At 42.7% G+C, this 26695-nt stretch carries 23 protein-coding genes; 21 read left to right on the top strand and 2 right to left on the bottom strand.

Annotated elements, in window-relative coordinates:
* Positions 1 to 14: 14 nt before the first annotated feature.
* Positions 15 to 1217, bottom strand: coding sequence for a cardiolipin synthase (gene cls, locus AC3ISB_RS27215; RefSeq protein ID WP_489275117.1), 1203 nt, complete (start codon positions 1215 to 1217; stop codon positions 15 to 17).
* Positions 1218 to 1508: 291 nt separating this feature from the next.
* Between cls and AC3ISB_RS27210 the strand changes: the two genes are divergently transcribed.
* The 10 genes from AC3ISB_RS27210 to pyrG all read left to right on the top strand — a co-directional run bounded on the left by AC3ISB_RS27210 (position 1509) and on the right by pyrG (position 15404).
* Positions 1509 to 3638, top strand: a complete 2130-nt coding sequence (locus AC3ISB_RS27210; RefSeq protein WP_098370337.1) for a (Fe-S)-binding protein — start codon at positions 1509 to 1511, stop codon at positions 3636 to 3638.
* A gap of 201 nt (positions 3639 to 3839) precedes the next feature.
* A complete protein-coding gene (locus AC3ISB_RS27205) occupies positions 3840 to 5030 on the top strand; it encodes an acetyl-CoA C-acetyltransferase (protein WP_489277036.1) in 1191 nt (396 codons plus the stop codon).
* A 31-nt stretch (positions 5031 to 5061) separates the two neighbouring features.
* Positions 5062 to 5913 carry a 3-hydroxybutyryl-CoA dehydrogenase gene (locus tag AC3ISB_RS27200; protein ID WP_141992320.1) on the top strand — a complete coding sequence of 284 codons (852 nt, stop codon included), beginning with the start codon at positions 5062 to 5064 and terminating at the stop codon, positions 5911 to 5913.
* Positions 5914 to 5948: 35 nt separating this feature from the next.
* Complete coding sequence (locus tag AC3ISB_RS27195) at positions 5949 to 7085, top strand: acyl-CoA dehydrogenase (RefSeq protein WP_489275115.1); 1137 nt, start codon at positions 5949 to 5951, stop codon at positions 7083 to 7085.
* Between the two features lie 26 nt (positions 7086 to 7111).
* Positions 7112 to 8251, top strand: a complete 1140-nt coding sequence (locus AC3ISB_RS27190) for an acyl-CoA dehydrogenase (protein ID WP_098370209.1) — start codon at positions 7112 to 7114, stop codon at positions 8249 to 8251.
* Between the two features lie 111 nt (positions 8252 to 8362).
* Positions 8363 to 8995: a TetR/AcrR family transcriptional regulator gene (locus AC3ISB_RS27185; RefSeq protein ID WP_098370208.1), complete on the top strand. Its 633-nt coding sequence runs from the start codon at positions 8363 to 8365 to the stop codon at positions 8993 to 8995.
* 30 nt (positions 8996 to 9025) lie between these two features.
* A complete protein-coding gene (gene icmF, locus AC3ISB_RS27180; protein ID WP_141992318.1) occupies positions 9026 to 12292 on the top strand; it encodes a fused isobutyryl-CoA mutase/GTPase IcmF in 3267 nt (1088 codons plus the stop codon).
* 137 nt (positions 12293 to 12429) lie between these two features.
* Positions 12430 to 12591: a hypothetical protein gene (locus AC3ISB_RS27175; protein WP_155726484.1), complete on the top strand. Its 162-nt coding sequence runs from the start codon at positions 12430 to 12432 to the stop codon at positions 12589 to 12591.
* Positions 12592 to 12803: 212 nt separating this feature from the next.
* Positions 12804 to 13385, top strand: coding sequence for a DNA-directed RNA polymerase subunit delta (gene rpoE, locus AC3ISB_RS27170; RefSeq protein WP_480339257.1), 582 nt, complete (start codon positions 12804 to 12806; stop codon positions 13383 to 13385).
* A gap of 411 nt (positions 13386 to 13796) precedes the next feature.
* A complete protein-coding gene (gene pyrG / locus AC3ISB_RS27165; protein ID WP_098370205.1) occupies positions 13797 to 15404 on the top strand; it encodes a CTP synthase in 1608 nt (535 codons plus the stop codon).
* Between the two features lie 47 nt (positions 15405 to 15451).
* Here the strand turns inward: pyrG and AC3ISB_RS27160 are convergent, their stop codons facing one another.
* On the bottom strand, positions 15452 to 15982 hold the full coding sequence (locus AC3ISB_RS27160; RefSeq protein ID WP_098370204.1) for a DUF2529 domain-containing protein: 531 nt from the start codon (positions 15980 to 15982) through the stop codon (positions 15452 to 15454).
* Positions 15983 to 16296: 314 nt separating this feature from the next.
* Here AC3ISB_RS27160 and AC3ISB_RS27155 point away from each other — a divergent pair, with 314 nt between their 5' ends.
* The 11 genes from AC3ISB_RS27155 (at position 16297) to prmC (ending at position 26619) form a co-directional block, all read left to right on the top strand.
* Positions 16297 to 16668 (top strand): response regulator, encoded by a 372-nt coding sequence (locus AC3ISB_RS27155; protein ID WP_034315860.1) that lies wholly within the window; start codon positions 16297 to 16299, stop codon positions 16666 to 16668.
* Between the two features lie 248 nt (positions 16669 to 16916).
* Positions 16917 to 17774: a class II fructose-bisphosphate aldolase gene (locus AC3ISB_RS27150; protein ID WP_098370203.1), complete on the top strand. Its 858-nt coding sequence runs from the start codon at positions 16917 to 16919 to the stop codon at positions 17772 to 17774.
* A gap of 188 nt (positions 17775 to 17962) precedes the next feature.
* Positions 17963 to 18613: a fructose-6-phosphate aldolase gene (gene fsa, locus AC3ISB_RS27145; RefSeq protein WP_098370202.1), complete on the top strand. Its 651-nt coding sequence runs from the start codon at positions 17963 to 17965 to the stop codon at positions 18611 to 18613.
* A 208-nt stretch (positions 18614 to 18821) separates the two neighbouring features.
* Complete coding sequence (murA, locus tag AC3ISB_RS27140; RefSeq protein WP_489275111.1) at positions 18822 to 20105, top strand: UDP-N-acetylglucosamine 1-carboxyvinyltransferase; 1284 nt, start codon at positions 18822 to 18824, stop codon at positions 20103 to 20105.
* 99 nt (positions 20106 to 20204) lie between these two features.
* Positions 20205 to 21167 (top strand): class II fructose-bisphosphatase, encoded by a 963-nt coding sequence (gene glpX / locus AC3ISB_RS27135; protein ID WP_098370200.1) that lies wholly within the window; start codon positions 20205 to 20207, stop codon positions 21165 to 21167.
* Between the two features lie 318 nt (positions 21168 to 21485).
* A complete protein-coding gene (rho, locus tag AC3ISB_RS27130; RefSeq protein WP_034315849.1) occupies positions 21486 to 22775 on the top strand; it encodes a transcription termination factor Rho in 1290 nt (429 codons plus the stop codon).
* 149 nt (positions 22776 to 22924) lie between these two features.
* Positions 22925 to 23125: a 50S ribosomal protein L31 gene (gene rpmE, locus AC3ISB_RS27125; protein ID WP_034315847.1), complete on the top strand. Its 201-nt coding sequence runs from the start codon at positions 22925 to 22927 to the stop codon at positions 23123 to 23125.
* 138 nt (positions 23126 to 23263) lie between these two features.
* Entirely contained in the window at positions 23264 to 23869 is a 606-nt protein-coding gene (locus AC3ISB_RS27120; protein WP_034315845.1) for a thymidine kinase, read from the top strand.
* A 200-nt stretch (positions 23870 to 24069) separates the two neighbouring features.
* Positions 24070 to 24525, top strand: a complete 456-nt coding sequence (locus AC3ISB_RS27115) for a hypothetical protein (RefSeq protein WP_489275107.1) — start codon at positions 24070 to 24072, stop codon at positions 24523 to 24525.
* A 161-nt stretch (positions 24526 to 24686) separates the two neighbouring features.
* Positions 24687 to 25757 (top strand): peptide chain release factor 1, encoded by a 1071-nt coding sequence (gene prfA / locus AC3ISB_RS27110; RefSeq protein WP_141992316.1) that lies wholly within the window; start codon positions 24687 to 24689, stop codon positions 25755 to 25757.
* Entirely contained in the window at positions 25750 to 26619 is an 870-nt protein-coding gene (gene prmC, locus AC3ISB_RS27105; RefSeq protein ID WP_489275105.1) for a peptide chain release factor N(5)-glutamine methyltransferase, read from the top strand. Before prfA ends, prmC begins: the two co-directional genes overlap by 8 nt.
* The last annotated feature ends 76 nt before the right edge of the window (positions 26620 to 26695 follow it).

Here is a 26695-nt window from a genome sequence, read left to right as displayed (position 1 = left end):
TGAGCAACGGGATGTCAAAGAAAAGGAGAAAGGATGGCAGCTAGCGATTCTTTTGCTGAACGGACTACATTCATGTTGGAAATCTCGTCCCCGTTTAGCGGCTTGGATTCGGCTAGGTCCACTGCCAACTCCTTTTCTACATCTTCTATGAATGTCCGGTCAAATACGATGCAATTGATTTCACTATTTAAAAAACAACTGCGTTTATCAAAATTAGCCGTACCGATATCACACATTATATCATCAATCAGAATCACTTTAGAATGGTAGAACCCTCTTTGAAATTGCATGATTTCAGCCCCTTCTTTTATTAGTACCCGGAAATAGGGAAAAGAAGCTTCCTTGACAAGGGCATGGTCTGAAATTTCAGGTACGATGATCGTAAGGGAAACATTGCGTGCAAGTGCTTCCCTTAATTCTTGAAATAAAGTTTCACTGGGAATGAAATATGGGGTCCCGATAATGATTTTTTTAGTGGCTTGCCGAATTATGTGTGTAAGTGACTGTTCAAGATCACTGCCATTCGTGACGACAAATTGCTGTGCCTGCGTCCCGGGTGTCAATGTCGGGAAATAGGCAGGCGTTCCTCTGTAATCCTCGTTTGTATCATAGAACCAATCCGAGAGGAAGACTTCCTGAAGGTCCTTTACACCTTCCCCGGTCATTTTTAAATGGTAATCTCTCCACGGGTTTAGCTTCTCCCCTTGGTTTATATACTCCTTACCGATATTAAAGCCGCCAAGATAGCCGATTTTTCCATCTATCACCGTGATCTTACGGTGATTTCTTTTTTGTATTGTATAGAAAAGGAAGGGGAGTTTCGGTTTAAAGCTGAAAGAAAAATGAACGCCGCTTTTAGTTAGTTCCTGAATGACTTGGCGGGACATCCCTTTACTTCCTACCCAATCGGCTAAAAGCCGCACTTCCACGCCCTCTTTCGCTTTTGACTGCAGTAACTTCAAAAAGTCCTTGCTGAATTTATCATTTTTTACAATATAAAAAAGGATATGGATGGAGTCCTTAGCTTGCTTTACTTCCTTCAAGTAATCATCAAACAGGATTTTCCCTGATGTGAATACAGTCATGTCGCTGTTCCGAGGCGGATATTTTATGTTGGCTGCGTGCTTCAAATAACGCTTATGCCCTACCTTAAGATCAACCCAGCACCAAGAGAAGATCAATAAAAATATAGAGGCAATCGTAGTGATTATCTTCAAAAAAATCCCCCCTAAATGATTATATTTAGTTTGGCTCTAATTCCCTGTTAGTAACCATTAAAAAGCGGGGAGAGGGTCCTCATTTTTTTAGAATGCAGAAGGGTAATACACGAAATTGTCGAATTATATAATTAAGGTCCAGAAAAATTAAATAGTTTTAGAAAGAAAAAAGTTGACTGAATGCTCATTCATTATATAATGGAATTAATTAAATTTCAGAAAAATGCCAAATTTCCCAAAATGGTACTTGGCATTTGCAATTTACTAAAGAGGGGGAAAGACTGCATGGAAATGAATGGTTTACTGTGGATCAACTTAGTTGCATTCCTGCTTGTAACCGCTTACGCCGCCGGTTTGTTTGTCTACTTGATAAAGACCCGTATAGCTTATATAAAACTTGGCAAAAAAGTGGAATTCGATAACCGTGTGAAAGATCGTCTTGTTAAAATCGGGGTTTATGTATTTGGACAGAAGAAGCTCTTTAAAGATAAAAAGAGCGGGATCATTCATGCCATGTTATTTTATGGTTTCATCTTAGTGCAATTTGGTGCACTTGACTTTTTCGTTAAAGGCTTAAGACCGGGGTGGCATTTACCGTTTGGCCCTGTTTATCCGGCCTTTACTTTCTTCCAGGAGATTGTGACGCTTACCGTTCTTGTTGCAATCCTATGGGCGGCATACCGCCGTTATGTCGAAAAGCTCGTTCGCTTGAAAAGGGATTTCAAAGCAGGTTTGGTTGTCATCTTCATCACCGGTATCATGATCACCGTATTACTGGGGAATGGAATGGGAATGATCTGGCATGGGCACGATGCGACTTGGTCAGAGCCAGTCGCATCAAGCATCGCTTTCCTATTCGGCTGGATGGGGACAACAGCGGCAACAGTCGTTTTTTATGTAGCTTGGTGGCTGCATTTACTGATCATATTATCTTTCCTTGTTTATATCCCGCAATCTAAGCATGCTCACTTGATTGCCGGTCCGATAAATGTATTCCTGAATCGACTGGACAATCCGGGGAAATTGAAACCGGTTGATTTGGAAGAAGAGGTTTTCGACAAAGAAGGCAATCAATATTACGGTGCCAAATATATCGAAGATTTGACGCAGTACCAAATGGTGGACCTCTATGCCTGTGTGGAGTGCGGGCGCTGTACGAATATGTGCCCGGCTACAGGTACCGGTAAAATGCTGTCACCGATGGATATCATAATCAAGATGCGTGACCATTTAACAAATACAGGCGCTGCCGTTACAACGAAGCAGCCATGGGTGCCATCTTTTGTTTTTGGAAATACGAAGGGAAATAAGATAGCTTTGGCTGGTGCCGCGCAGGGGGCGCAGGAATCTGCTGCAGCAACCGAGGCTTACAGCCCGAGCCTGATTGGCGAAGTCATTACGGAAGAAGAGCTTTGGGCTTGTACCACATGCCGGAATTGTGAAGATCAATGCCCGGTAATGAATGAACATGTCGACAAAATCATCGATATGCGCCGTTATCTAGTGTTGACAGAGGGCAGACTTGATCCTGATGCGCAACGTGCCATGACGAATATTGAGCGTCAAGGAAACCCGTGGGGACTGAACCGTAAAGAGAGGGAAGATTGGCGAAGCCTTCGGGAAGATGTCAGTGTCCCTACCGTAAAGGAATTAAATAAGGCAGACGAAGAATTCGAGTATTTATTCTGGGTAGGTTCAATGGGATCGTACGATAACCGTAGCCAGAAGATTGCCCTTTCCTTTGCTAAATTATTGAATGAAGCGGGCGTCAAATTTGCAATTCTCGGAAATAAGGAGAAAAACTCAGGGGATACTCCCCGTCGATTGGGTAATGAGTTTGTCTTTCAGGAGCTTGCAATGAAAAATATAGAAGAGTTCCAGAAGAATGAAATTAAGAAAATCGTGACGATCGATCCGCATGCATACAATATCTTTAAGAATGAGTATCCGGATTTTGGCTTGGAAGCGGAAGTGTATCACCATACTGAACTGTTAGCCAAACTTGTCAGTGAAGGCAGGTTGGTGCCTCAGTACCCGGTGAATGAGACGATTACATTTCATGATTCCTGTTACTTGGGAAGGTACAATGAAGTTTACAGCCCGCCGCGTGAAATCTTGCAATCCATTGATGGTGTGAAACTTATTGAGATGGAGCGTAACCGAGAGAAGGGTATGTGCTGTGGAGCTGGAGGCGGTTTGATGTGGATGGAAGAGGAAACAGGAAACCGCATTAATGTGGCCCGTACCGAACAAGCGCTAGCCGTCAGTCCAACAGTGATCAGTTCAGGGTGTCCTTATTGCCTGACCATGCTTTCTGATGGGACGAAAGCAAAAGAAGTTGAGGAAAATGTTAAAACGTATGATGTAGCTGAACTACTAGAAAAAGCGGTCATTGGTGAAAATAAATCGATTGCCTCTTAATTTAAAATGGAATTGCCTGCTTCTACCAAATGGGTTGGATCAAATGGAAGCAGGCAATATTTTCAAATATTTATAAACTAAATATTTTCATTTTTGAGAAAAATGTGTAATATAATATATTATTAAGCGCTTACAACACTATTTTTTTAACTCCAAATTGAGCGAGCGTTCAATCAATGTTACTTATAGGGGGAAATAATGATGGCGAAAACAGTGATTATTAGCGGTGTGAGAACACCTTTTGGTAAATTTGGCGGTGGCCTTAGCAGTTTGACGGCATCACAACTTGGTGGAATAGCAATCAAAGAGGCACTTGTTCGGGCAGGGATTGTAGGCAGCCAAGTAGACGAGGTCATCATGGGGAATGTGCTTCAAGCAGGACAAGGCCAAATACCGTCCCGCCAGGCAGCCCGTCATGCTGGATTGCCTTGGGAAGTGAAAACGGAAACCATTAATAAAGTATGCGCATCAGGACTTCGCAGTGTCACATTGGCTGATCAGATCATTCGCTTAGGTGAAGAGGAAATCATTGTTGCCGGCGGAATGGAATCGATGAGCAATGCGCCTTATATCCTTCCGAAAGCAAGGTGGGGCCTAAGGATGGGTGATGGGGAACTGAAGGATACGATGATTTCGGATGGACTTAGCTGCAGTTTTACGGGCGTCCATATGGGGACTTACGGAAACAGTACTGCCGATGATCTTGAAATCACCCGTGAGGAACAAGATAGCTGGGCTTACGAGAGTCATCAAAAGGCGATAAAGGCAATCGATGGCGGTATTCTTGCAGAAGAAATCATTTCCGTACAGGTGCCGGTACGAAAAGGCGAACCAATTACCATCGAACATGATGAAGCGCCAAGAAAAGATACATCTGCCGGTAAGTTAGCTAAATTAGGTCCAGCTTTCAATAATGAGGGGACCATTACGGCAGGTAATGCACCAGGTGTCAATGATGGGGCAGGTGCACTCGTACTGATGAGTGAGGAACGTGCGGAAAAAGAAGGGAAAACGCCTTTTGCCTATATTTTAGCTCATGCAGAAGTGGCAGTGGAAGCAAAGGACTTCCCTAAAACGCCAGGTTTGGTCATAAATGAGCTCCTGAAGAAGACAGGTAAATCGATAGAGGAAATTGATTTGCTTGAAGTGAACGAAGCATTTGCAGCGGTTGCACTGGCCAGTGGGAAAATTTCCAACATCGCGCCGGGAAAAGTGAATGTAAACGGAGGGGCTGTAGCATTAGGTCACCCAATCGGGGCAAGTGGTGCCCGCATCATCATTACGCTGATGCATGAACTGAAACGCCGCGGAGGGGGATTGGGCATCGCAGCGATCTGCAGTGGCGGCGGTCAGGGAGATGCCATTTTAATTGAAGTGCCTAAGCAAGGATAATAGTTTCATAGATAAATGAGGGGGGATTTTCATGGGCATTCAAAAGGTGATGGTCATTGGTGCGGGACAGATGGGATCTGGCATTGCCCAGGTCTGTGCAATGAGCGGTTATGAAGTTCTTTTACACGATTTAAAAGATGAATATGTAGAAAAGGGGTTAGGGACAATTACCAAGAACCTTTCCCGGCAGGTTGAAAAAGGGAAAATGGAATCCGGGGAGAAAGATGCAATCCTTTCCCGGTTGACTTCATCGACTAATTTGAAAAATGCGGCTGCGGTAGATTTAGTGATTGAAGCTGCGGTGGAAAACATGGAAATAAAAACAAAAATATTCGCCGAGTTGGATGAAATCACACCGCAACACGTCATTCTTGCATCAAATACTTCTTCGCTTCCGATTACCGAGATAGCCGCTGCCACGAAAAGGCCGGAAAAGGTAATTGGCATGCACTTTATGAACCCCGTTCCGGTCATGAAGCTGGTTGAGATCATTCGAGGCCTTGCTACATCGGATGAAGTTTATAAAGAAGTTGAAAAGATGGCTGAATCCTTGAACAAGGTACCGGTGGAAGTCAATGATTTTCCAGGTTTTGTAGCTAATCGGATTTTAATGCCGATGATCAATGAGGCCATCTATACACTATATGAGGGCGTCGCTACTAAAGAGGCGATCGACGACGTAATGAAAATGGGAATGAACCATCCGATGGGCCCGCTTACGCTAGCTGACTTCATTGGGCTAGACACATGCTTGTATATAATGGAAACCCTTCACCAAGGGCTGGGAGACGATAAATACCGACCGTGTCCGCTGTTAAGGAAATATGTAAAAGCTGGGTGGCTAGGCAAGAAATCAGGACGTGGCTTTTACGAATATAACTAATCATGGAAAGATGTGCAGCTATGGAGGGATGAAGGATGGATTTCAAGTTTACAGAAGAACAGGAAATGATGCGGAAAATGGTAAGCGCTTTTGCGGAGAATGAGATCACTCCTCATATCGAGGCAATGGAAACAGGCGTGTTTCCAAAAGCGATTCTGAAAAAAATGGGTGAGCTTGGTTTGATGGGAATTCCGATTTCAGAAGAATACGGTGGCTCGGGTATGGATTTCATGTCTTATATCATTGCCATCAATGAGATTTCCAAAGTAAGTCCCACTCTCGGTGTCATACTGTCCGTTCATACTTCTGTTGGAACAAATCCAATCGTTTATTTTGGAACGGAAGAGCAGAAGCGAAAGTATGTGCCTAAGTTAGCTGCTGGTAAATATTTAGGCGCCTTTTGCTTGACTGAGCAAAGCTCAGGTTCCGATGCTGCGAGTTTGAAATCGAAGGCAGTGGCAGTCAAGGAAGGCGGAGAATATCGAATAAATGGGTCCAAGGTTTTTATCACCAATGGCGGGGAAGCGGATGTGTTTATTGTTTTTGCTTCAACCGACCCTCAGAAGGGAAGCAAGGGAATCTCCGCTTTTGTCGTAGAAAAAGGGACGCCAGGCTTAATCATCGGTAAAGATGAACGTAAAATGGGCCTTCATGGCTCAAGCACCGTACAGGTAACGTTCGAGGATATGAAAGTCCCTACAGCCAATCTCCTTGGCAAAGAAGGTGAAGGCTTTAAGATCGCAATGGCCAACTTGGACGCTGGAAGGATCGGGATTGCCGCTCAAGCGCTGGGAATTGCTGAGGGTGCCATGGAACATGCTGTCCAATATGCAAAAGGCAGGGTGCAATTCGGCAAACCTATTGCGCAACAACAAGGAATTGGTTTCAAACTGGCCGAAATGGCAACGGGCATAGAAGCTTCAAGGCTACTGGTCTATCGGGCGGCTTATTTACGCTCGCAGGGATTGAATTGCGGTAAAGAGGCGGCAATGGCTAAGCTATTCGCTTCGAGGACGGCTGTCGATGTGGCGATTGAAGCAGTCCAAGTGTTCGGAGGCTATGGATATACAACGGAATATCCGGTCGAACGCTATTTCAGGGATGCAAAGGTAACTGAAATTTATGAGGGTACCAGCGAAATACAGAGAATGGTCATCAGTAAGAATCTATAATTACGAAAAATTTGGAGGGCATATTCATGCAATTTAAACTAACGGAAGAACATGAAATGATCAGGAAAATGGTGCGCGACTTTGCCCAGAATGAGGTGGCTCCGACTGCTGCCGAGAGGGATGAAGAAGAACGATTTGACCGTGAGATCTTCGATAAAATGGCTGAGCTTGGATTGACTGGGATTCCGTGGCCTGAGGAATACGGCGGAATTGGCAGTGATTACTTAGCATATTGCATAGCGATTGAGGAACTTTCCCGCGTTTGCGCATCCACTGGGGTGACTTTATCAGCCCATACTTCGCTCGCAGGATGGCCAATATATAAATTTGGGTCTGAAGAACAAAAACAAAAATACCTTCGCCCGATGGCACAGGGTGAAAAAATCGGTGCATACGGACTGACTGAACCTAGCTCAGGCTCAGACGCAGGCGGGATGAGAACGACTGCAAAGCTTGTAGGTGATGAATATGTTATCAGCGGTTCAAAAATCTTCATTACGAACGGCGGGATTGCGGATACATATGTCGTCTTTGCATTGACGGACCCTGAATCGAAACAAAAAGGAACGAGTGCTTTTATCATTGAAAAGGACTTCCCGGGCTTCAGTGTTGGTAAAAAAGAGAAGAAGCTTGGAATCCGTTCATCACCGACCACGGAAATCATCTTTGATGAGTGCCGGGTGCCTAAAGAAAATCTCCTTGGAAAAGAAGGAGAAGGCTTTAAAATTGCGATGATGACGCTTGATGGCGGCCGTAATGGAATTGCAGCCCAGGCTGTAGGCATAGCCCAAGGTGCATTGGATGCCGCGGTTGGTTATGCAAAAGAGCGCGTCCAATTCGGCAAGCCAATTTCTGCACAGCAAGGAATCGGTTTTAAATTGGCGGATATGGCAACGGGTGTTGAGGCTTCAAGGCTATTAACCTATCAGGCTGCGTGGTTGGAATCAGTGGGCCTTCCTTATGGAAAAGAGTCGGCGATGTCCAAACTTTTTGCTGGGGATACAGCAATGAAAGTGACGACGGAGGCCGTGCAAGTTTTCGGGGGTTATGGATATACAAAGGATTATCCAGTGGAGCGGTATATGCGCGATGCGAAAATAACCCAGATTTACGAAGGTACACAGGAAATTCAAAAACTGGTCATCTCACGAATGGTTACTAAATAAGGTTGAAACTGAGGTTTTCCGATGAGGCACTGCCTTTACCGGAATTCCCTTTTCAATTTCTTCAGAATGTCTTTGATAATTGAATAATGGGCTTTCAAAAGGGGTTTGGAAATGGAAAAAAGAGAGGTTCTTGCATCTGTAAAGGATGAGCGGCTGGTTGAAAAAAGGCGTACACAAATGATTAAAGGAGCGGTTACCCTTTTTAAGGAAAAGGGATTTCACCGTACGACTACCAGGGAAATTGCCAAAGCTGCTGGCTTTAGTATTGGCACGTTATACGAGTATATCCGAACCAAGGAAGATATATTATATCTCGTTTGTGACTTTATCTATGATGAAGTCCAGGAAAAGCTTCAGAAAGAAATAGAACAGAGTGATGGGACACTTGAAAGTTTGAAGCTGACGATCGCCTATTTTTATAAAGTGATGGATGATATGCAGGACGAAGTGTTGGTCATGTATCAGGAAGTGAAGGCCCTGACGAAAGATGCTTTACCATATGTTCTGAACAAAGAAATTCGGATGGTTGGCATGTTCGAAAAAGTGATAACGAAATGTGTCGAGAATGGGGAGCTCTCGTTAACGGAAAAACAAATAAGCCTTGTTTCACATAACATTTTCGTTCAGGGACAGATGTGGAGTTTTAGAAGATGGGCTTTGCATAAACAGTATACGCTTCAAGAGTATGTTGAACTGCAGACGCAATTATTGATTCAAAATGTATCGGGTTCCAAAAAGCACTGATATAAATAAGTTTCAATAAGGAGGAGCTATATGAGTACAGTTGAGGTGTATAAACCGAAGAACCATATTAGATTCGTCACAGCTTCGAGTTTATTTGATGGACATGACGCATCCATCAATATAATGAGGAGAATCCTTCAGTCCAGCGGGGCAGAAGTTATTCACCTAGGTCATAATCGTTCGGTAGAAGAGATCGTGAATGCGGCCATCCAGGAAGATGTTCAAGGCATAGCCATGTCATCTTACCAAGGCGGACATGTGGAATATTTTAAATATATGTATGACCTGCTGAAGGAAAAGGGAGCCGAGCACATTCGGATTTTTGCCGGCGGCGGCGGGGTCATCATCCCAAGGGAAATTAAAGAACTGCATGATTATGGGATTGCACGTATCTTTTCGCCTGATGAAGGGCGGGAATATGGGCTTCAAGGAATGATAAACGTATTGATGGAGGAGTGTGATTTCTCGACAGTCAAACCATCTTTACAAGAACGTTTTAATGAATTGATTGCCGGGGGAACAAATGCCATTGCCCAATTTATTACCTTTGCCGAAAATAGACTCGATGTTTCACAGGAATCAGCGGCAGCGGTGGAGAGTCTTTTTGAGCAGATCAAGACTTCCGAAAAGAAGGTTCCCGTTCTAGGAATTACAGGGACTGGCGGCGCTGGAAAAAGTTCATTGACTGATGAATTGATACGAAGGTTCATTAACGAAATTCCAGACGAGAGAGTCGCCATTCTATCTGTAGACCCGACCAAACAGAAAACGGGCGGTGCCCTGCTTGGTGACAGGATCAGAATGAACTCGATCTTTTCAGAGCGTGTTTATATGAGGAGCCTAGCCACGCGCCATTCAAAAAGTGAGTTGTCTTTGGCGATAAAAGATGCCATTTCAGTCGTGAAGGCAGCTGGCTTTGATTTAATCATCGTTGAAACGAGCGGAATTGGTCAGGGAGATGCAGAAATTGCCGAAATATGCGATGTATCCATGTATGTAATGACGAGTGAATTCGGTGCTCCTTCGCAACTTGAAAAAATCGATATGATTGATTATGCAGACTTGATAGTCATTAACAAATACGAGCGCAAAGGCTCCGAGGATGCAAAAAACCAAGTTCAAAAGCAATACCAAAGAAGCCGTACACTTTTTGATCAAGATCCATCAGAAATGCCAGTATACGGTACGATCGCTTCCCAATTCAATGACCCAGGCACCAATGCATTATTCGCTGCACTGATTGAAAAGCTTAATGAAAAATCAGGGACGGTTTGGAGTACGGCCTTTTCGAAAGAAGCGGATGTTTACAAGCAAAATGTCATCATTCCTACTGACCGTCGGTATTATTTACGTGAAATCAGTGATACGGTCAGATCGTATCATAAGCGTGCGGCTGAACAAGTACGTATTGCCCGGAGGCTTTTCCAGCTTGAAGGAGCAATTGATGCAATTAAGGAAAATGATAACAACGACGATATGGTGGCTTCTTTAGAAAAACTGAAAAAGGAAACCGCTTTGAATTTATCACCTGAATCTAAAAAAATCCTTTCTGGATGGATGGATTTAAAAGAAAAGTATGCAGGGGAGCAGTTTGTAACGAAAGTCAGGGATAAAGAAATCGTCACAAAGCTGAAAACCAAAAGTTTATCAGGTTTAATGATTCCGAGAGTATCACTGCCTAAATATGTGGATTATGGTGAGATCTTAGGATGGGTATTCCGTGAAAACGTTCCGGGCTTCTTTCCTTACACAGCTGGAGTCTTTCCATTCAAGCGTGAAGGGGAAGACCCGAAGCGGCAATTTGCCGGTGAAGGATCGCCCGACCGAACCAACAGGCGTTTTCATTATTTGTCAAAGGATGATACTGCTAAACGGCTTAGTACGGCTTTCGATTCTGTAACTTTATATGGTGAGGACCCTGATCACCGGCCTGATATCTATGGAAAGGTAGGGGAAAGCGGAGTCAGCATCTGTACGTTGGATGACATGAAAAAGCTGTATGCAGGCTTTGACCTTTGCCACCCCTCAACATCTGTTTCCATGACCATCAATGGACCGGCACCAATCATTTTGGCCATGTATATGAATACTGCAGTCGATCAGCAGATTCAACGGAAAGAAGAAGAGTTAGGCCGTCCCCTTACTGATGCCGAAGCTGAAGAAGTGCAGGCTTATACCCTTCAAACGGTACGCGGAACTGTTCAAGCGGATATTCTGAAAGAGGACCAAGGCCAGAATACATGCATCTTCTCTACGGAGTTTGCTTTAAGGTTAATGGGGGACATTCAAGCATATTTCATCGATCGCAAAGTCAGGAACTACTACTCTGTATCCATTTCCGGCTATCACATTGCAGAAGCGGGTGCCAATCCCATTTCGCAGCTGGCTTTTACATTAGCGAATGGCTTTACTTACATCGAATATTATTTAAGTCGCGGAATGAATATTGATGACTTTGCTCCGAATTTGTCGTTCTTCTTCTCAAATGGGCTCGACCCGGAATATACGGTTATCGGGAGGGTGGCAAGAAGGATTTGGGCGACTGTCATGCGGGATAAATATGGTGCGAATGACCGTAGCCAGAAGCTCAAATACCATATACAGACTTCTGGGCGCTCCCTTCATGCGCAAGAAATTGATTTTAATGATATCAGAACGACGCTTCAGGCTTTAATGGCACTGCAGGACAACTGTAACTCCCTGCATACTAATGCGTACGATGAAGCCATCACGACGCCTACCGAAGAATCCGTGCGCCGGGCAATGGCCATACAAATGATCATTACAAAGGAGCATGGTCTCTCAAAAAATGAAAACCCGATGCAAGGTGCCTTCATCGTAGAGGAATTGACGGATCTGGTTGAAGAGGCCGTACTGCAAGAATTCGATCGCATCAACGATCGAGGCGGTGTCCTGGGTGCAATGGAGACGCAGTATCAGCGCGGGAAAATCCAGGATGAATCGATGCATTACGAAATGAAAAAGCATACGGGAGAATTGCCGATCATTGGTGTCAATACGTATTTGAATCCTAATCCTCCTTCCGAAGAAGCGGTGAACAGCATGGAAATTGCCCGTGCAACGAAGGAAGAAAAGGAAGGGCAAATCATGAATCTCCGGGCATTCCAGGAAAGAAATAAAGAGTTCACGGATGAGGCGCTAACTAAACTGAAATTGGCAGCCATGAATGGGGAAAATATCTTTGCCGAACTCATGAACTGTGTGAGAGTGGCCAGTCTGGGGCAGATAACGAGGGCGCTATATGATGTAGGAGGTCAATATCGAAGGAATATGTAAACCAAGAAGGGGCTCCGAACGTTTAGGGGCCTCTTTTTTTAATAATTCCCCTCTTTTTTAACAAAATGAAGATTTTACCTTATAATTATTTGGAAAAGGGGCAAAAATGAAGAATCAGCCCTATTGGAGTTGAGAAAATGAACCTGAAAATGATTGGATTAATCATAGGTTACATTCTTGCCATCATTTTTTTATTTGAGCTGTATGAGCATCAATTGGGTGCCATTTCTTTTTTTATCCTGACGGTTGTCTTTTTTACGGCAGCATATCGTCAGAAATCCAAAAAGAAAAAGGAATGATATTTACCTTTTGGTTTCCTGTGAATGATAGACAATAAGGTAAATGTGTGAAAGTATCATATAGAACTAGCATAAACCCATTTAGATTGTTTATAATGGAGTATATGTCTAGCAGGAATTGTCGTTATTTTATCGAACTACTGTTTTAGATTATTTTTTTATGTGAAAAAACACGGAATTCAGTGTTTGAATAGAGAAGGGAAGTGCGGAATTTGAGTTTAAAACAATACTCAAAAGAGCAATTGTTGGAAATGTCCTTAATAGAGATGGCATATGATTTGTTAGTGGAAAGAAATGAACCGATTCCATTTAAAGACTTAATAAGTGAATTAGCTTCGCTGCACCATTTATCTAAAGCGGAAGTGGAAAAGAAAATTGCACAATTCTATACGGATTTAAATGTGGATGGCCGTTTCACTTCACTTGGAGACAATCGCTGGGGATTGAAAACATGGTACCCGGTTGACCAAATCGAAGAAGAAGTCGTACATGTTGTAAAACCTAAAAAGAAAAAGAAAGCCAAAAAGGCAGCTGTCGTTATCGACGATTTCGATGAACTTGAAGACGAAGACCTTGACTTTGAAGAAGATATCGATGATCTGGACGAGGATGAAGATGACGACGATGATGATATTCTAGGTTCTCCAGTCATCGACGAAGTGCTTTTGGATGATGACGTGGATGATGACGACGATCTGGAAGAAGAAATAATCGAAGATGAAGCATTTGTCCTTGAAGATGATGAGGACGAAGATGAAGACGAAGATGACTTGAATGAAGAGGATGAGAAATAAATAATCGCCCTTGACTTTTTGAGGCGAAATTTGTAGAATCATTTTTGGGCTCCTTAAAAAAGGACACAATGATTAAATTATATCGCTCCCTTACTTTTATTGTAAGCGGAGCGTTTTTGTTTTTAATGATGGAATGAATAAATGACATCATTTTTTTATTTTTAAAAATGATTTCTCGTAGAATTGTAAAAACTATAGAGAACATATTTATGTTTACGTCATTTAAGGAAATTTATTCTTGTTCATGTATCCTGCATGACTCTCACTAAAGACCTTTAAGTGATTAATGGTTTGTACTGGTTTACGGTTTTTAGCTTTTAACCGCTCATGTGGCGGAAGATTCGATTCAGGTTCCGATTTAATGATGTGAAGAACAGAATTGGAAGAAAACATTCTATAGGAGGATATAAGATGACAAAATATATTTTTGTGACAGGTGGAGTAGTTTCTTCCTTGGGAAAAGGGATAACGGCCGCTTCTTTAGGTAGATTATTAAAAAATAGGGGATTGAATGTTACGATCCAGAAGTTTGACCCTTATATCAACTTGGATCCTGGTACGATGAGTCCATATCAACATGGTGAAGTGTTTGTAACGGATGATGGTGCTGAAACGGATTTGGATTTAGGGCACTATGAGCGTTTCATTGATATCAACCTTGGAAAACACAGCAATGTGACTACAGGCAGAATTTATTCAACCGTCCTGAGGAAAGAACGCCGTGGCGATTATCTAGGTGGAACGGTTCAAGTCATTCCCCATATCACGAATGAAATTAAAGAACGCGTTTTCCGTTCAGGTAATGAAACGAATGCAGATATAGTCATCACTGAAATTGGCGGTACTGTAGGGGATATCGAGTCTCTTCCATTCCTTGAAGCGATTCGCCAAATCAAGAGTGATATCGGCATCAATAATGTTATGTATATCCATTGTACACTGGTTCCTTACATCAAAGCTGCTGGTGAAATGAAAACAAAACCGACACAGCATAGTGTAAAGGAATTACGCAGTCTTGGCATTCAGCCAAATATCATCGTTGCACGTACAGAAAGCCCGATTTCACAAGATATGAAGGATAAAATCGCTTTATTCTGCGATATCGATAAAAATTCTGTTATCGAATGTCTTGATGCGGATACACTTTACTCCATTCCTCTTGCGCTTCAAGCACAAAATATGGACCAAATCGTTTGTGATCACTTGCAATTGGACTGTGGCGAAGCGAATATGGAAGATTGGAAGGAACTAGTCAAAAAGGTTACTTCTTTATCGAAGAAAACGAAAATCGCGTTAGTCGGAAAATATGTTGAATTGCAAGATGCTTACCTTTCTGTAGTGGAAGCACTTAAGCATGCTGGTTACGCATTTGATGCAGATGTTGAAATCGACTGGGTGAATTCCGAAGACGTAACTAAAGAAAATGTTGCTGAACTTCTTCAAGATGCAGATGGAATCCTTGTCCCTGGCGGATTTGGAGATCGTGGAATTGAAGGGAAAATTGCAGCGACCGAATTTGCCCGCACGACAAAAAAACCATTCTTCGGAATTTGCTTAGGCATGCAGTTGGCGTCCATTGAGTATGCACGCAACGTCCTGGGATTGCCAGAAGCACATTCAGCAGAAATTAAGGAAGATACTCCAGATCCAATCATCGATCTTCTTCCTGAGCAGAAGGATGTAGAAGATTTGGGCGGAACACTGCGTCTTGGTCTGTATCCATGTAAGCTTATCGAAGGAACTAAAGCATACGAAGCGTATAATGACGAGGTTGTTTATGAACGTCACCGTCACCGTTATGAATTCAATAACCACTATCGTCAAGCTATGGAAGAGGCAGGATTCGTGTTCTCCGGTACAAGTCCAGATGGTCGTCTAGTTGAAATCGTTGAACTAAAAGATCATCCTTGGTTTGTGGCTTCTCAATTCCATCCGGAATTCACGTCGCGTCCTAACCGTCCGCAGCCGCTATTCCGTGACTTTGTCGGTATGTCATTAAAGTACGGTAAAAATCTTTAATAAAAAAACAGCCCATGTGGCTGTTTTTTTTGTTTAGGATGAAGATATCATTCTTCATCTTCATATTCTTTTATGATTTCTTCCAGAGTGAATTTAATCCCATAATAAGCGAAAAGAGCGGCAATGAGGGTAGGGTACCCATATCGATTTCCAGTTTCATCGGGAATCAATCCCCGTTGGATACGTAAATCAATATGAACGTCAGCCAACTCCAAAAGAGAATCTTCTTCAGAAGGGACGGATGTAGAAACTGCAACAAATGGTATATCTTTTTCCTTGAGTTGTTTTGCCAGCATCAATGCCTCTGAATCGTCCGAATGGCGGCTGAATATAAGAAATCGATCTTCTCTGGAAAAAGTTTCTCCTGATTCATATCTTTTTGCCTTAGGAAAGGGTTCTGCCCCATTCAAAGCCTCGGCAGTGACGCCCTGCATTTCACCAAAACCGTGAATGAACACAGAACCGTCCCCAACCGCAGCCTGAGCGAGCAAGCGTCCGGCATCCTCCATTTCAAAGGCCTCATTTTCAATCATTTTTTTAAATAAACCGCTTATCTGTGTCGAGAAAATTTTTAACATGATCAGGGACTCCTTTAAAAAATAATATACTTATTATAAAGGACTTTCCTTTGCATTGACAGGTTTCAGGGCTTTTGATCCAAAGGGCTGAATTTACTAAATCGGTCGAAAAAACAAAAAAATTAAAATTCCTTTTAGCCATATAGCAGGAATTTTGTTACAATTATCGAATATGAACATAGAAATCATGAAGGAATAAATGCGTTGGACCTAAAGTGATTTAACGCAATCTATGTAACTACCCTTTTTCGGGTAATATGGCCGAATAGGCTAATATATTTTATTGATGAATCGGGAAGCGGAGAGGTGATAAAATGCCAGGGAAAATATTGATTGTTGATGATCAATTCGGGATTCGTATTTTATTGAACGAGGTTTTACATAAAGAAGGGTATGAAACATTTCAAGCGGCTAATGGCATTCAAGCCTTGGAAGTGCTAAATAATCATTCACCTGATCTTGTATTGCTGGATATGAAGATTCCGGGAATGGATGGCATTGAGATCTTGAAAAGGATGAAAGTCGTCGATCCGGACATCCGGGTCATAATCATGACGGCATATGGTGAACTTGATATGATTCAGGAAGCAAAGGATTTAGGGGCAATGACACACTTTGCAAAGCCGTTTGATATTGATGATATTAGAAAGGCCGTTCGAGAATACTTACCGATTCAATCAAGTTAACGGTCTTGAAAATTTAATATTATTGACGGGGTAATTGCTGCGGCTATCTTTTTTTAGATGGGCCGTGTTTTTTTGGAATAAAATTTGAGGCATTGAATAGTGCTAATTGTTGCTGTTTTTTTGATGTATTGATATGCTAAAAGAGGAGAGATATTCTGATTTATAAGCGTATGCTACTTTCGTTTTAGGGAATATCTAGAAAGAATTAACTTTAAAAATCATAACATCCACTAGTAGGAGGAAATCAAATGCCTTTAGTTTCTATGAAAGATATGCTGAATAAAGCCCTTGATGAAAAATATGCAGTAGGTCAATTCAATATCAATAACCTTGAATGGACTCAAGCCATTTTAGCTGCTGCAGAACAAGAAAAATCTCCAGTCATCCTTGGAGTTTCCGAAGGTGCTGCCCGTCATATGGGTGGTTTTAAAACGACTGTCATGATGGTTCAAGGATTGTTGGAAGACATGAAAATCACTGTTCCTGTGGCGATTCACCTTGACCATGGTTCAAGTTTTGATAAATGTAAGGAAGCTATCGAAGCCGGATTCACCTCAGTAATGATCGATGCTTCACATCATCCGATCGAAGAAAATATCGAAACAACCAAGAAGGTTGTCGAATTCGCTCACGCACGGAATGTTTCGGTTGAAGCGGAAGTGGGCACGGTTGGCGGACAAGAAGATGATGTAATCGCTGATGGAGTCGTATATGCAGACCCTCAAGAATGTGAACAGTTAGTTAAAGAAACGAATGTCGACTGTTTTGCTCCAGCTTTGGGATCCGTTCACGGACCATACAAAGGTGAACCTAACCTAGGCTATAAAGAAATGGAAGAAGTACGGGATTTAACGAACAAACCTCTTGTTCTTCATGGCGGTACAGGCATACCTACGAAAGATATCCAAAAAGCGATTTCTCTTGGAACATCAAAAATCAATGTGAATACGGAAAATCAAATTGTGTTCACAAAAGCGGTTCGTGAAATTTTGAATAACGATTCCGAAGTGTACGACCCTCGTAAATACATGGTACCTGGCCGTGAAGCGATTAAAGAAACTGTAATCGGCAAAATACGTGAATTCGGTTCAAACGGCAAAGCATAATTTAGAAACGTAACATAAGGGTTCCATCCCATTAAATGTAGGATGATAAAGGCAATATTCCCATTGGGGGGCTCCCCCCTAATGGTTTCTTTTAGATGCAGGGCTGAATCCGGGCTCCATTTTTAGAACAATTAGAATTCAGAGGCATATAGGGAAGTAAAAAATCGATTACATACGGAGGATATTTTATGAAATTCTTTATAGATACAGCAAACATGGAAGAAATCAAACAAGCGCACGAACTTGGCGTTTTAGCAGGTGTTACGACTAACCCATCCCTTGTTGCAAGAGAAAAGGGCGTTTCTTTCCATGACCGGCTAAAAGAAATCACAAGCCTTGTTAAGGAATCCGTTTCTGCTGAAGTCATTGCGCTTGATTTTGAAGGAATGATGGCTGAAGCCAAGGAACTCGTTGCTATTGCACCTAATATCACGATTAAAGTGCCAATGACCCCAGACGGCCTGAAGGCTGTTTCAGCACTTACAAAACAAGGTGTCAAAACTAATGTCACGCTTATTTTCAGTGCCAACCAAGCTTTATTGGCAGCTAGGGCAGGAGCAACTTATGTATCGCCATTTTTAGGACGCTTGGACGACATCGGCCAAAATGGTTTGGATTTAATTTCGGATATTGCTGACATATTTGCGATCCATGATATCAACGCTGAGATCATTGCAGCTTCCATCCGCCATCCGATGCATATTACAGAAGCGGCTCTTAAAGGGGCACATATTGCAACGATCCCTTATAAAGTTTTATTGCAATTATTCCACCACCCATTAACGGATAAAGGGATTGAAGCTTTCTTGAATGATTGGAATTCACGCACTGAAGCATAATGCCTTGCCGCTAAGTCGCTATAGATTGCACCCTTTTAACAAAATTAACATAAATTAGAAATTTTTATCTTTTTTTTACATGAATTTTCTACTTTTGTGTAAACTAAAGAACTAGATAGTAAATGTTGTCGGATTATGCAATTTTCCTGTGGTAAAATATTACTTTTGAAAGTAGCTTCTAAGTGCTTAGCGTGGAAGGGAGTTTATTATGGAAAAACTTAAAATTGCCGGTGGCTATCCTTTAAAGGGAAGCATTCGTGTCAGCGGAGCAAAAAATAGTGCGGTTGCCCTTATTCCGGCAACAATTTTAGCGGACTCTCCCGTAACGATTGAAGGCCTGCCTGATATCTCGGATGTACAGATGCTGAAAGCGTTAATGGAGGAAATTGGCGGTGAGGTATCCTTTGATGAAGGAGAAATGACAGTCAACCCAAGCAGGATGATTTCAATGCCTCTTCCCAATGGAAGGGTCAAGAAGTTACGTGCCTCTTATTATTTGATGGGGGCAATGCTTGGTAAATTCAAAAAGGCAGTAATCGGCTTGCCTGGAGGCTGCCATTTAGGACCCCGTCCGATAGATCAGCATATTAAGGGGTTCGAAGCACTAGGCGCTCAAGTGACGAATGAACAAGGAGCCATTTACCTTAGGGCGGACGAGCTTCGGGGAGCACGCATATATTTGGATGTCGTTAGTGTTGGGGCAACGATCAACATCATGCTTGCCGCCGTTTTGGCCAAAGGCCGCACTGTGATTGAAAATGCTGCGAAAGAACCGGAAATCATTGATGTTGCCACACTGTTGACCAATATGGGAGCGAAAATAAAGGGTGCAGGAACGGATATCATTCGTATTGATGGTGTGGAAAGTTTGCATGGGTGCAAGCATACGATCATACCGGATCGGATTGAAGCCGGTACTTTCATGATTTTAGCCGCTGCTGTTGGTGAAGGGATTCTGATCGATAATGTCATTCCCCAGCATTTGGAGTCATTGACTGCTAAATTAAGGGAAATGGGGATTAATATTGAAGCGGGTGATGACCAGATATTTGTCTCACCGGGAGAAAAATATAAACCCGTTGATATCAAGACATTGGTTTACCCTGGATTCCCAACAGATCTTCAGCAACCTTTCACTTCCCTTTTAACAAAAGCAAACGGTTCTAGCATGGTGACCGATACGATATACGGGGCACGATTTAAGCATATTGATGAACTGCGACGCATGAATGCGAAGATCAAAGTCGAGGGCAGAGCAGGCGTCGTCGATGGTCCTGTCCAACTTCATGGGGCAAAAGTGAAGGCAAGCGATTTACGTGCCGGAGCGGCTCTTGTAATTGCCGGATTAATGGCTGAAGGGATTACGGAAGTGACCGGGCTTGAACATATAGATCGCGGATATAGCCATCTTGTTGAAAAACTTTCGGGTTTGGGAGCGACGATTTGGCGTGAAGAAATGACGCAAGAAGAAGTGGAGCAGCTTAAAAGCTGATCCCTTTTCTTGTTACCTCATTGTGTTACTATATATGATATAATGTGTTATACTAATATATAAATAAATCATGCTAGTGTACATGAGGGGGAACCGGAAATGGAAAGAAGTTTATCGATGGAGCTTGTCCGCGTAACAGAGGCGGCGGCACTGAATTCAGCTCGTTGGATGGGAAGAGGAAAGAAAGACGAAGCAGATGATGCAGCAACAACTGCAATGCGGGATGTTTTCAATACTATTCCCATGCAAGGAACGGTTGTAATCGGTGAAGGGGAAATGGATGAAGCGCCAATGCTTTATATTGGCGAGAAACTTGGTACTGGTCTTGGGCCGCTAGTGGATGTTGCTGTTGATCCTTTGGAAGGAACGAACATCGTTGCATCTGGCGGCTGGAATGCATTGGCTGTATTGGCGATAGCCGATAAGGGGAACTTGCTGCATGCCCCGGATATGTATATGGATAAAATAGCTGTCGGACCCGAGGCTGTTGGTCAGATTGATATCAATGCTTCCGTATTGGACAACCTGAAAGCGGTAGCCAAGGCAAAGAATAAAGATATCCAAGACGTGGTTGCAACAGTATTGAACCGTGATCGTCATTCGAAGATCATTCATGAACTTCGTGAGGCGGGGGCACGTATCAAGTTGATCAACGATGGAGATGTAGCGGGAGCCATAAATACGGCCTTCGATCTTACCGGTGTTGATATCTTATTCGGATCTGGCGGGGCTCCAGAGGGAGTTATTGCAGCCGTTGCCTTGAAATGCCTTGGAGGGGAAATTCAGGGTAAGCTCGTTCCTCATAGTGATGAAGAAGTGGAACGCTGTGGAAAAATGGGCCTTAATTTAGGAAAAGTCCTCAGAATGGAAGACCTTGTTCGCGGAGATGACGCAATTTTTGCTGCAACAGGTGTGACTGATGGAGAACTTTTACGCGGTGTACAATTTAAAGGGCATTACGGTGAAACACAATCCGTGGTCATGCGTGCTAAATCTGGTACCGTTCGATTCATTGATGGGCGTCACAGTCTTAAGATTAAACCGAATGGTTTGATTGACTGATAGCGTTTTTTAGAAAAATCACTTTTAAAAAGCGAGCGGTTTCATCGCTCGCTTTCTCTTTAAAAAAATTTAAGTTGAATAATTAAAATAAAAAAAGTAAAATAAAGCTTGGTCTACTATTAATAATTTAAAATCTGCCCTTTCACTCCAAACTTCAAGAAGCCTTCAAATAATTTTCTTCTTTACATGTAAAAATGTATCATCCTTTCTAAGAAAACTCTGGTCGGGTACATGGATTGCGGTTTTTCTTCCATCTAACAAACCATTTCTTTTTCAGTATGGGTGAAAACGTTTAATTAATAAAAGTGTGGTGTCATAATGAATTTAACTATTTCTAATTTAGAAAACATGAAACTAAAGGATCTATATGAGCACGCGCGTGAATATAAAGTTTCCTATTACAGCAAACTTTCAAAAAAGGAACTTATTTTCGCTATCCTGAAAGCACAAGCTGAGCAGGATGGTCTCCTATTCATGGAGGGCGTTTTAGAGATCATACCTTCAGAGGGCTTCGGTTTCCTGCGTCCAATTAATTATTCTCCAAGCTCGGAGGATATTTATATTTCTGCTTCACAGATCCGCAGATTCGATTTGCGAAATGGAGATAAAGTGTCCGGTAAGGTAAGGCCTCCAAAAGAAAACGAGCGCTATTATGGATTGCTGCATGTTGAAGCAGTCAATGGCGATAATCCGGAATCAGCTAAAGAGCGTGTCCACTTTCCAGGTTTAACACCGCTGTATCCAAACAGGCAAATTAAACTGGAAACGACACCGAAGAACTTATCGACCAGGATTATGGATGTCCTGGCACCGGTCGGTTTTGGGCAGCGTGGTCTGATAGTCGCACCGCCAAAAGCCGGTAAAACGATGCTCATCAAGGAAATTGCCAATGCGATAACCACAAACCATCCCGAATCGGAATTGATTGTACTGTTGATCGATGAACGCCCGGAAGAAGTGACAGACATTGAACGTTCAGTCGCAGGAGACGTGGTAAGTTCAACTTTCGATGAAGTGCCGGAAAACCATATCAAGGTGGCTGAGCTGGTGTTAGAACGAGCCATGCGCCTTGTGGAGCATAAACGGGATGTCATCATTTTAATGGACAGCATCACTCGACTTGCCCGTGCTTACAACCTTGTCATTCCGCCGAGCGGGCGTACACTATCAGGGGGTATTGACCCTGCTGCATTCCACCGTCCAAAACGCTTTTTCGGTGCGGCGAGGAATATCGAGGAAGGCGGCAGCCTGACGATCCTTGCTACAGCATTGGTAGATACGGGTTCAAGAATGGACGATGTCATTTATGAAGAATTTAAAGGTACGGGCAATATGGAGCTGCATTTAGATCGTGCCCTTGCCGAAAGACGCATCTTCCCGGCTATCGATATTCGTCGCTCAGGCACTCGTAAAGAAGAATTGTTAATTCCTAAAGATCGCCTGGATAAACTATGGGCCATTAGGAAAACGATGTCAGATTCACCTGATTTCTCGGAGAAATTCCTTCGCCGTCTAAAACAGACAAAAGGTAATGAAGAATTTTTCAGTAAGCTGGATGAAGAGATGTCAGAAATGAAAAAGGGGCCAGCGAGCGTAAAACGTTCTTAAACCCTGTAAGAAACAAACAGTTGCACAACTAGTCTTAAGTTGTTATAATGAGTTCATGTGTTTTTACAATAAATGTGAGGGTGCTTTTCCCTCAACTTGAAGTATATAACTCTGTTTCGAATGATTCAGGGCATAAGGAGCTGAAAAGAATGAAAACTGGAATTCATCCAAATTATAAGCTTTCAAAAGTAATTTGCTCTTGCGGAAACACTTTTGAAACTGGTTCAGTTAAAGAAGAGATCAAAGTTGAGACTTGTTCAGAGTGCCATCCATTCTATACTGGTCGTCAAAAATTCGCTGAAGCTGGCGGACGTGTTGATCGTTTCAACAAAAAATACGGTATTAAATAAGCCGGACTTTTTAAAAAACAGGCAAGTATTTTTCTTGCCTGTTTTTTCTTTTCCATAAACAAGTAAGAATTTTTATAAAGCCGGGTCGACTTCAATTATGGCCAAGGGATCGACAGGTGGAAGGGAGTAGCTGTTTCCATGTATGTAATGAAACAAACAGGCTGGATCGAGCTAATTTGCGGAAGCATGTTTTCAGGTAAATCTGAGGAATTGATTAAACGAGTCAGCCGTGCTCAATTTGCTAAAGAGCAAATAGCTGTATTTAAACCAGCTATTGATAATCGCTATGCGGAAGAGGCTGTCGTATCACATAATGGCTCTTCTGTGATGGCAAAACCGATTGCCCATTCAACGGATATTTTTAAGTATTTGGACAAGCCCCTGGATATCATTGCAATTGATGAAGTGCAATTTTTTGATCATGAAATTATCGGGGTTGCCCAGCATCTTGCGGACAGCGGTTATCGAGTGATCATGGCTGGACTCGATCAAGATTTCAGAGGTGAACCATTCGGTCCTATGCCTGTTCTATTATCGCTTGCAGAATCGGTGACTAAGCTGCAGGCTGTGTGTGAAGTGTGCGGATCACCTGCCAGCAGGACACAGCGATTGATAGATGGGGAGCCGGCCTCCTATGATGAGCCGATCATCCTTGTGGGTGCATCGGAATCATACGAGCCCCGCTGCCGCCATCATCACGAAGTTCCGGGTAAGCAGGCTGTTGGGATCAAAGAACATATTTGAATGATGGTGCCCTATGATCCAATGAGATCGTAGGGTGCTTTTTTTATGAAGAAATGGTTGGGAATAATTATAAGTGGTGGTAAAACTGCTGTGGTTCATGACCAATACATGGAAGGGAAATAGAAGATAAATATTGCCCCATTTTGGGCAGGCTAACGGGGAAATGTTCTTCTTAACCAGTCAAAATGGAGGGAAAAAATATGAAATCGAAACTGCTTATTATGACGGCCTTTCTGCTTGCTGCACTAACGGCATGCGGCCAAAATGACAATGCAATAAATAATGATTCGGAATATGGGGATCAATCCCGTGATGGCAGGGATCTTGTTGGCAAGGGTTTAGATCAAGTATCCAATAAAGATTGGGACAATGAAACGGAACGGCCATCAGATCAGCTCCTCAACACACCGCATCATACATCCAATAATTCTCCATCCATGGGGCAGCAAATTGATGAAATCCGCGGAGTCATTGATTCTGAAACTAATTATGAGGCGGGCTCCGTTTGGTTTAATGGAAATACCATACATGTTACGGTCCATGATAAAGGCCAAATCAAGACGGAAAAAAAGAGAAAAGAGGAAATGCAGCGAATACAAAGTATGATAAACAGGGTTGTGCCTCAATATAATTTAGATGTAAAATTAAAGAAATAACGACATTTTTGAATCCTCTTTGACGTTGATTATTCACCTATACTATAATTAACCTAGAAGTGAACTGAGCTGGGGCACTGAGCTACTTATTTATAGTTAGAAAAGATGGATTACTTCCAAATCGTTTCAGATGTTTTTGGAAAATTTATGAGGTGAATAATTTGTTTGATCGTTTACAAGCAGTAGAAGATAGATATGAAAGATTGAATGAACTATTAAGTGACCCGGAGATCATTAATGACTCTAAGAAGCTAAGGGAATATTCTAAGGAGCAATCCAGCATTCAAGAGACCGCATCGACTTATAAAGAATATAAAGCGGTTCGTGAGCAACTCCAGGAAGCGAAGGCGATGCTGGAGGAGAAACTTGATGCGGATATGCGTGAAATGGTAAAAGAAGAGATCAATGAACTTGATGAGACCATAAAAGGCCTTGAGGATAAACTGAAAATATTGCTTATTCCGAAGGATCCTAACGATGATAAAAACGTGATCATGGAGATCCGCGGAGCGGCAGGCGGAGATGAGGCGGCCTTATTTGCAGGTAGTCTATACCGAATGTATAGCCGTTTTGCCGAGGTGCAGGGTTGGCGGACTGAAGTCATTGAAGCAAGTCCTACAGGGCTTGGCGGCTACAAGGAAATCATATTCATGATTAATGGCAATGGTGCTTATTCAAAATTGAAGTTCGAAAATGGAGCGCATCGCGTTCAGCGGGTACCTGAAACTGAATCAGGCGGACGGATTCATACATCAACAGCCACGGTTGCCGTGTTACCTGAAGCTGAGGAAGTGGAAGTTGAAATCCATGATAAGGATGTTCGTGTCGATACCTTTGCATCAAGCGGTCCTGGAGGGCAAAGTGTCAATACGACAATGTCAGCGGTGCGCTTGACTCATATTCCGACTAATACGGTTGTATCCTGTCAAGATGAAAAATCACAAATCAAGAACAAAGAAAAAGCAATGAAGGTTTTGCGTGCCAGGGTGTACGATAAAATCCATCGCGAAGTACAGGCGGAATATGATCAAAATAGGAAGCTTGCCGTTGGAACGGGCGATAGATCCGAAAGGATTCGCACTTATAACTTCCCGCAAAACCGCGTTACCGACCACCGTATTGGTTTAACGATTCAAAAATTGGATCAAATCATGGAAGGTAAACTGGATGAAGTCGTTGATGCATTAATCATGGAAGACCAATCTTCAAGGCTGGAAAATGCAGATGAGTAATTCTGCCGTGAAAGTGTTTGAAGCCCTTAAATGGGCTTCTTCTTTTTTAAAGGAAAATGATCGTGATGCCAATGCTGGGGAAATCCTGTTACAGCACTTTTTAAAACAAACCCGCTCCCAAATGCTGGCCAACCTTCATGATGAGCTTAGCGAAGCGGATTTTGGGCAATTTAAGGCCGCTATTGAGCTGCATGCTGAGGGAACGCCCATCCAATATATAATCGGCAGTGAAGAATTTTATGGACGGACCTTCTTTGTGAATGAAGAAGTGCTCATACCGAGACCTGAAACAGAAGAATTGATTTATTATGCTTTACGTAAAATCCCGGCCATTTTTATGGAGGGACAGAAGCTTCGTTTAGCTGATATTGGGACCGGCAGCGGCGCAATCGCCATAACGATGAAACTTGAAAAATCAAACTTGTTGGTGACGGCCACGGACATAGCGGAACCATCGCTTGAGGTGGCGCGGAAAAATGCCGAATCACTTGGTGCCGAAGTGGAGTTCATGCAAGGTGATTTGCTTTTGCCTTTCATAAACATAAACCAGAAGGTGGACGTCCTTTTATCGAATCCCCCATATATACCAGATGATGATCATGAATCCATGTCAGTAGTCGTGACAGGGCATGAACCGCATCGTGCATTATTTGCCGGTATCGATGGGCTGGATTTTTACCGCCGCTTTATGGAGCAGTTACCTCTGATCATGGAGGTGCCAGGGCTGATCGGTTTTGAAGTGGGCACTGGACAGGGTAAGGCGGTTGCCGATTTATTGAAGCGAACCTTTCCTGCCGCAGAAGTATCCATTGTAAATGATATTAATGAGAAAGATCGAATGGTCTTCGCTGTATTAAATTGATCCGTCTCTCCTTTTGAGACGGATATTTTTTTATGGAAACCACCCTCATTATCCTTTGGAATCTATATTTCCAGCA

Source organism: Peribacillus sp. GL_122 (assembly GCF_057835005.1).
Note: the sequence above shows the minus strand (reverse complement) of the source record. Positions and strands in the feature narration are given on the sequence as shown.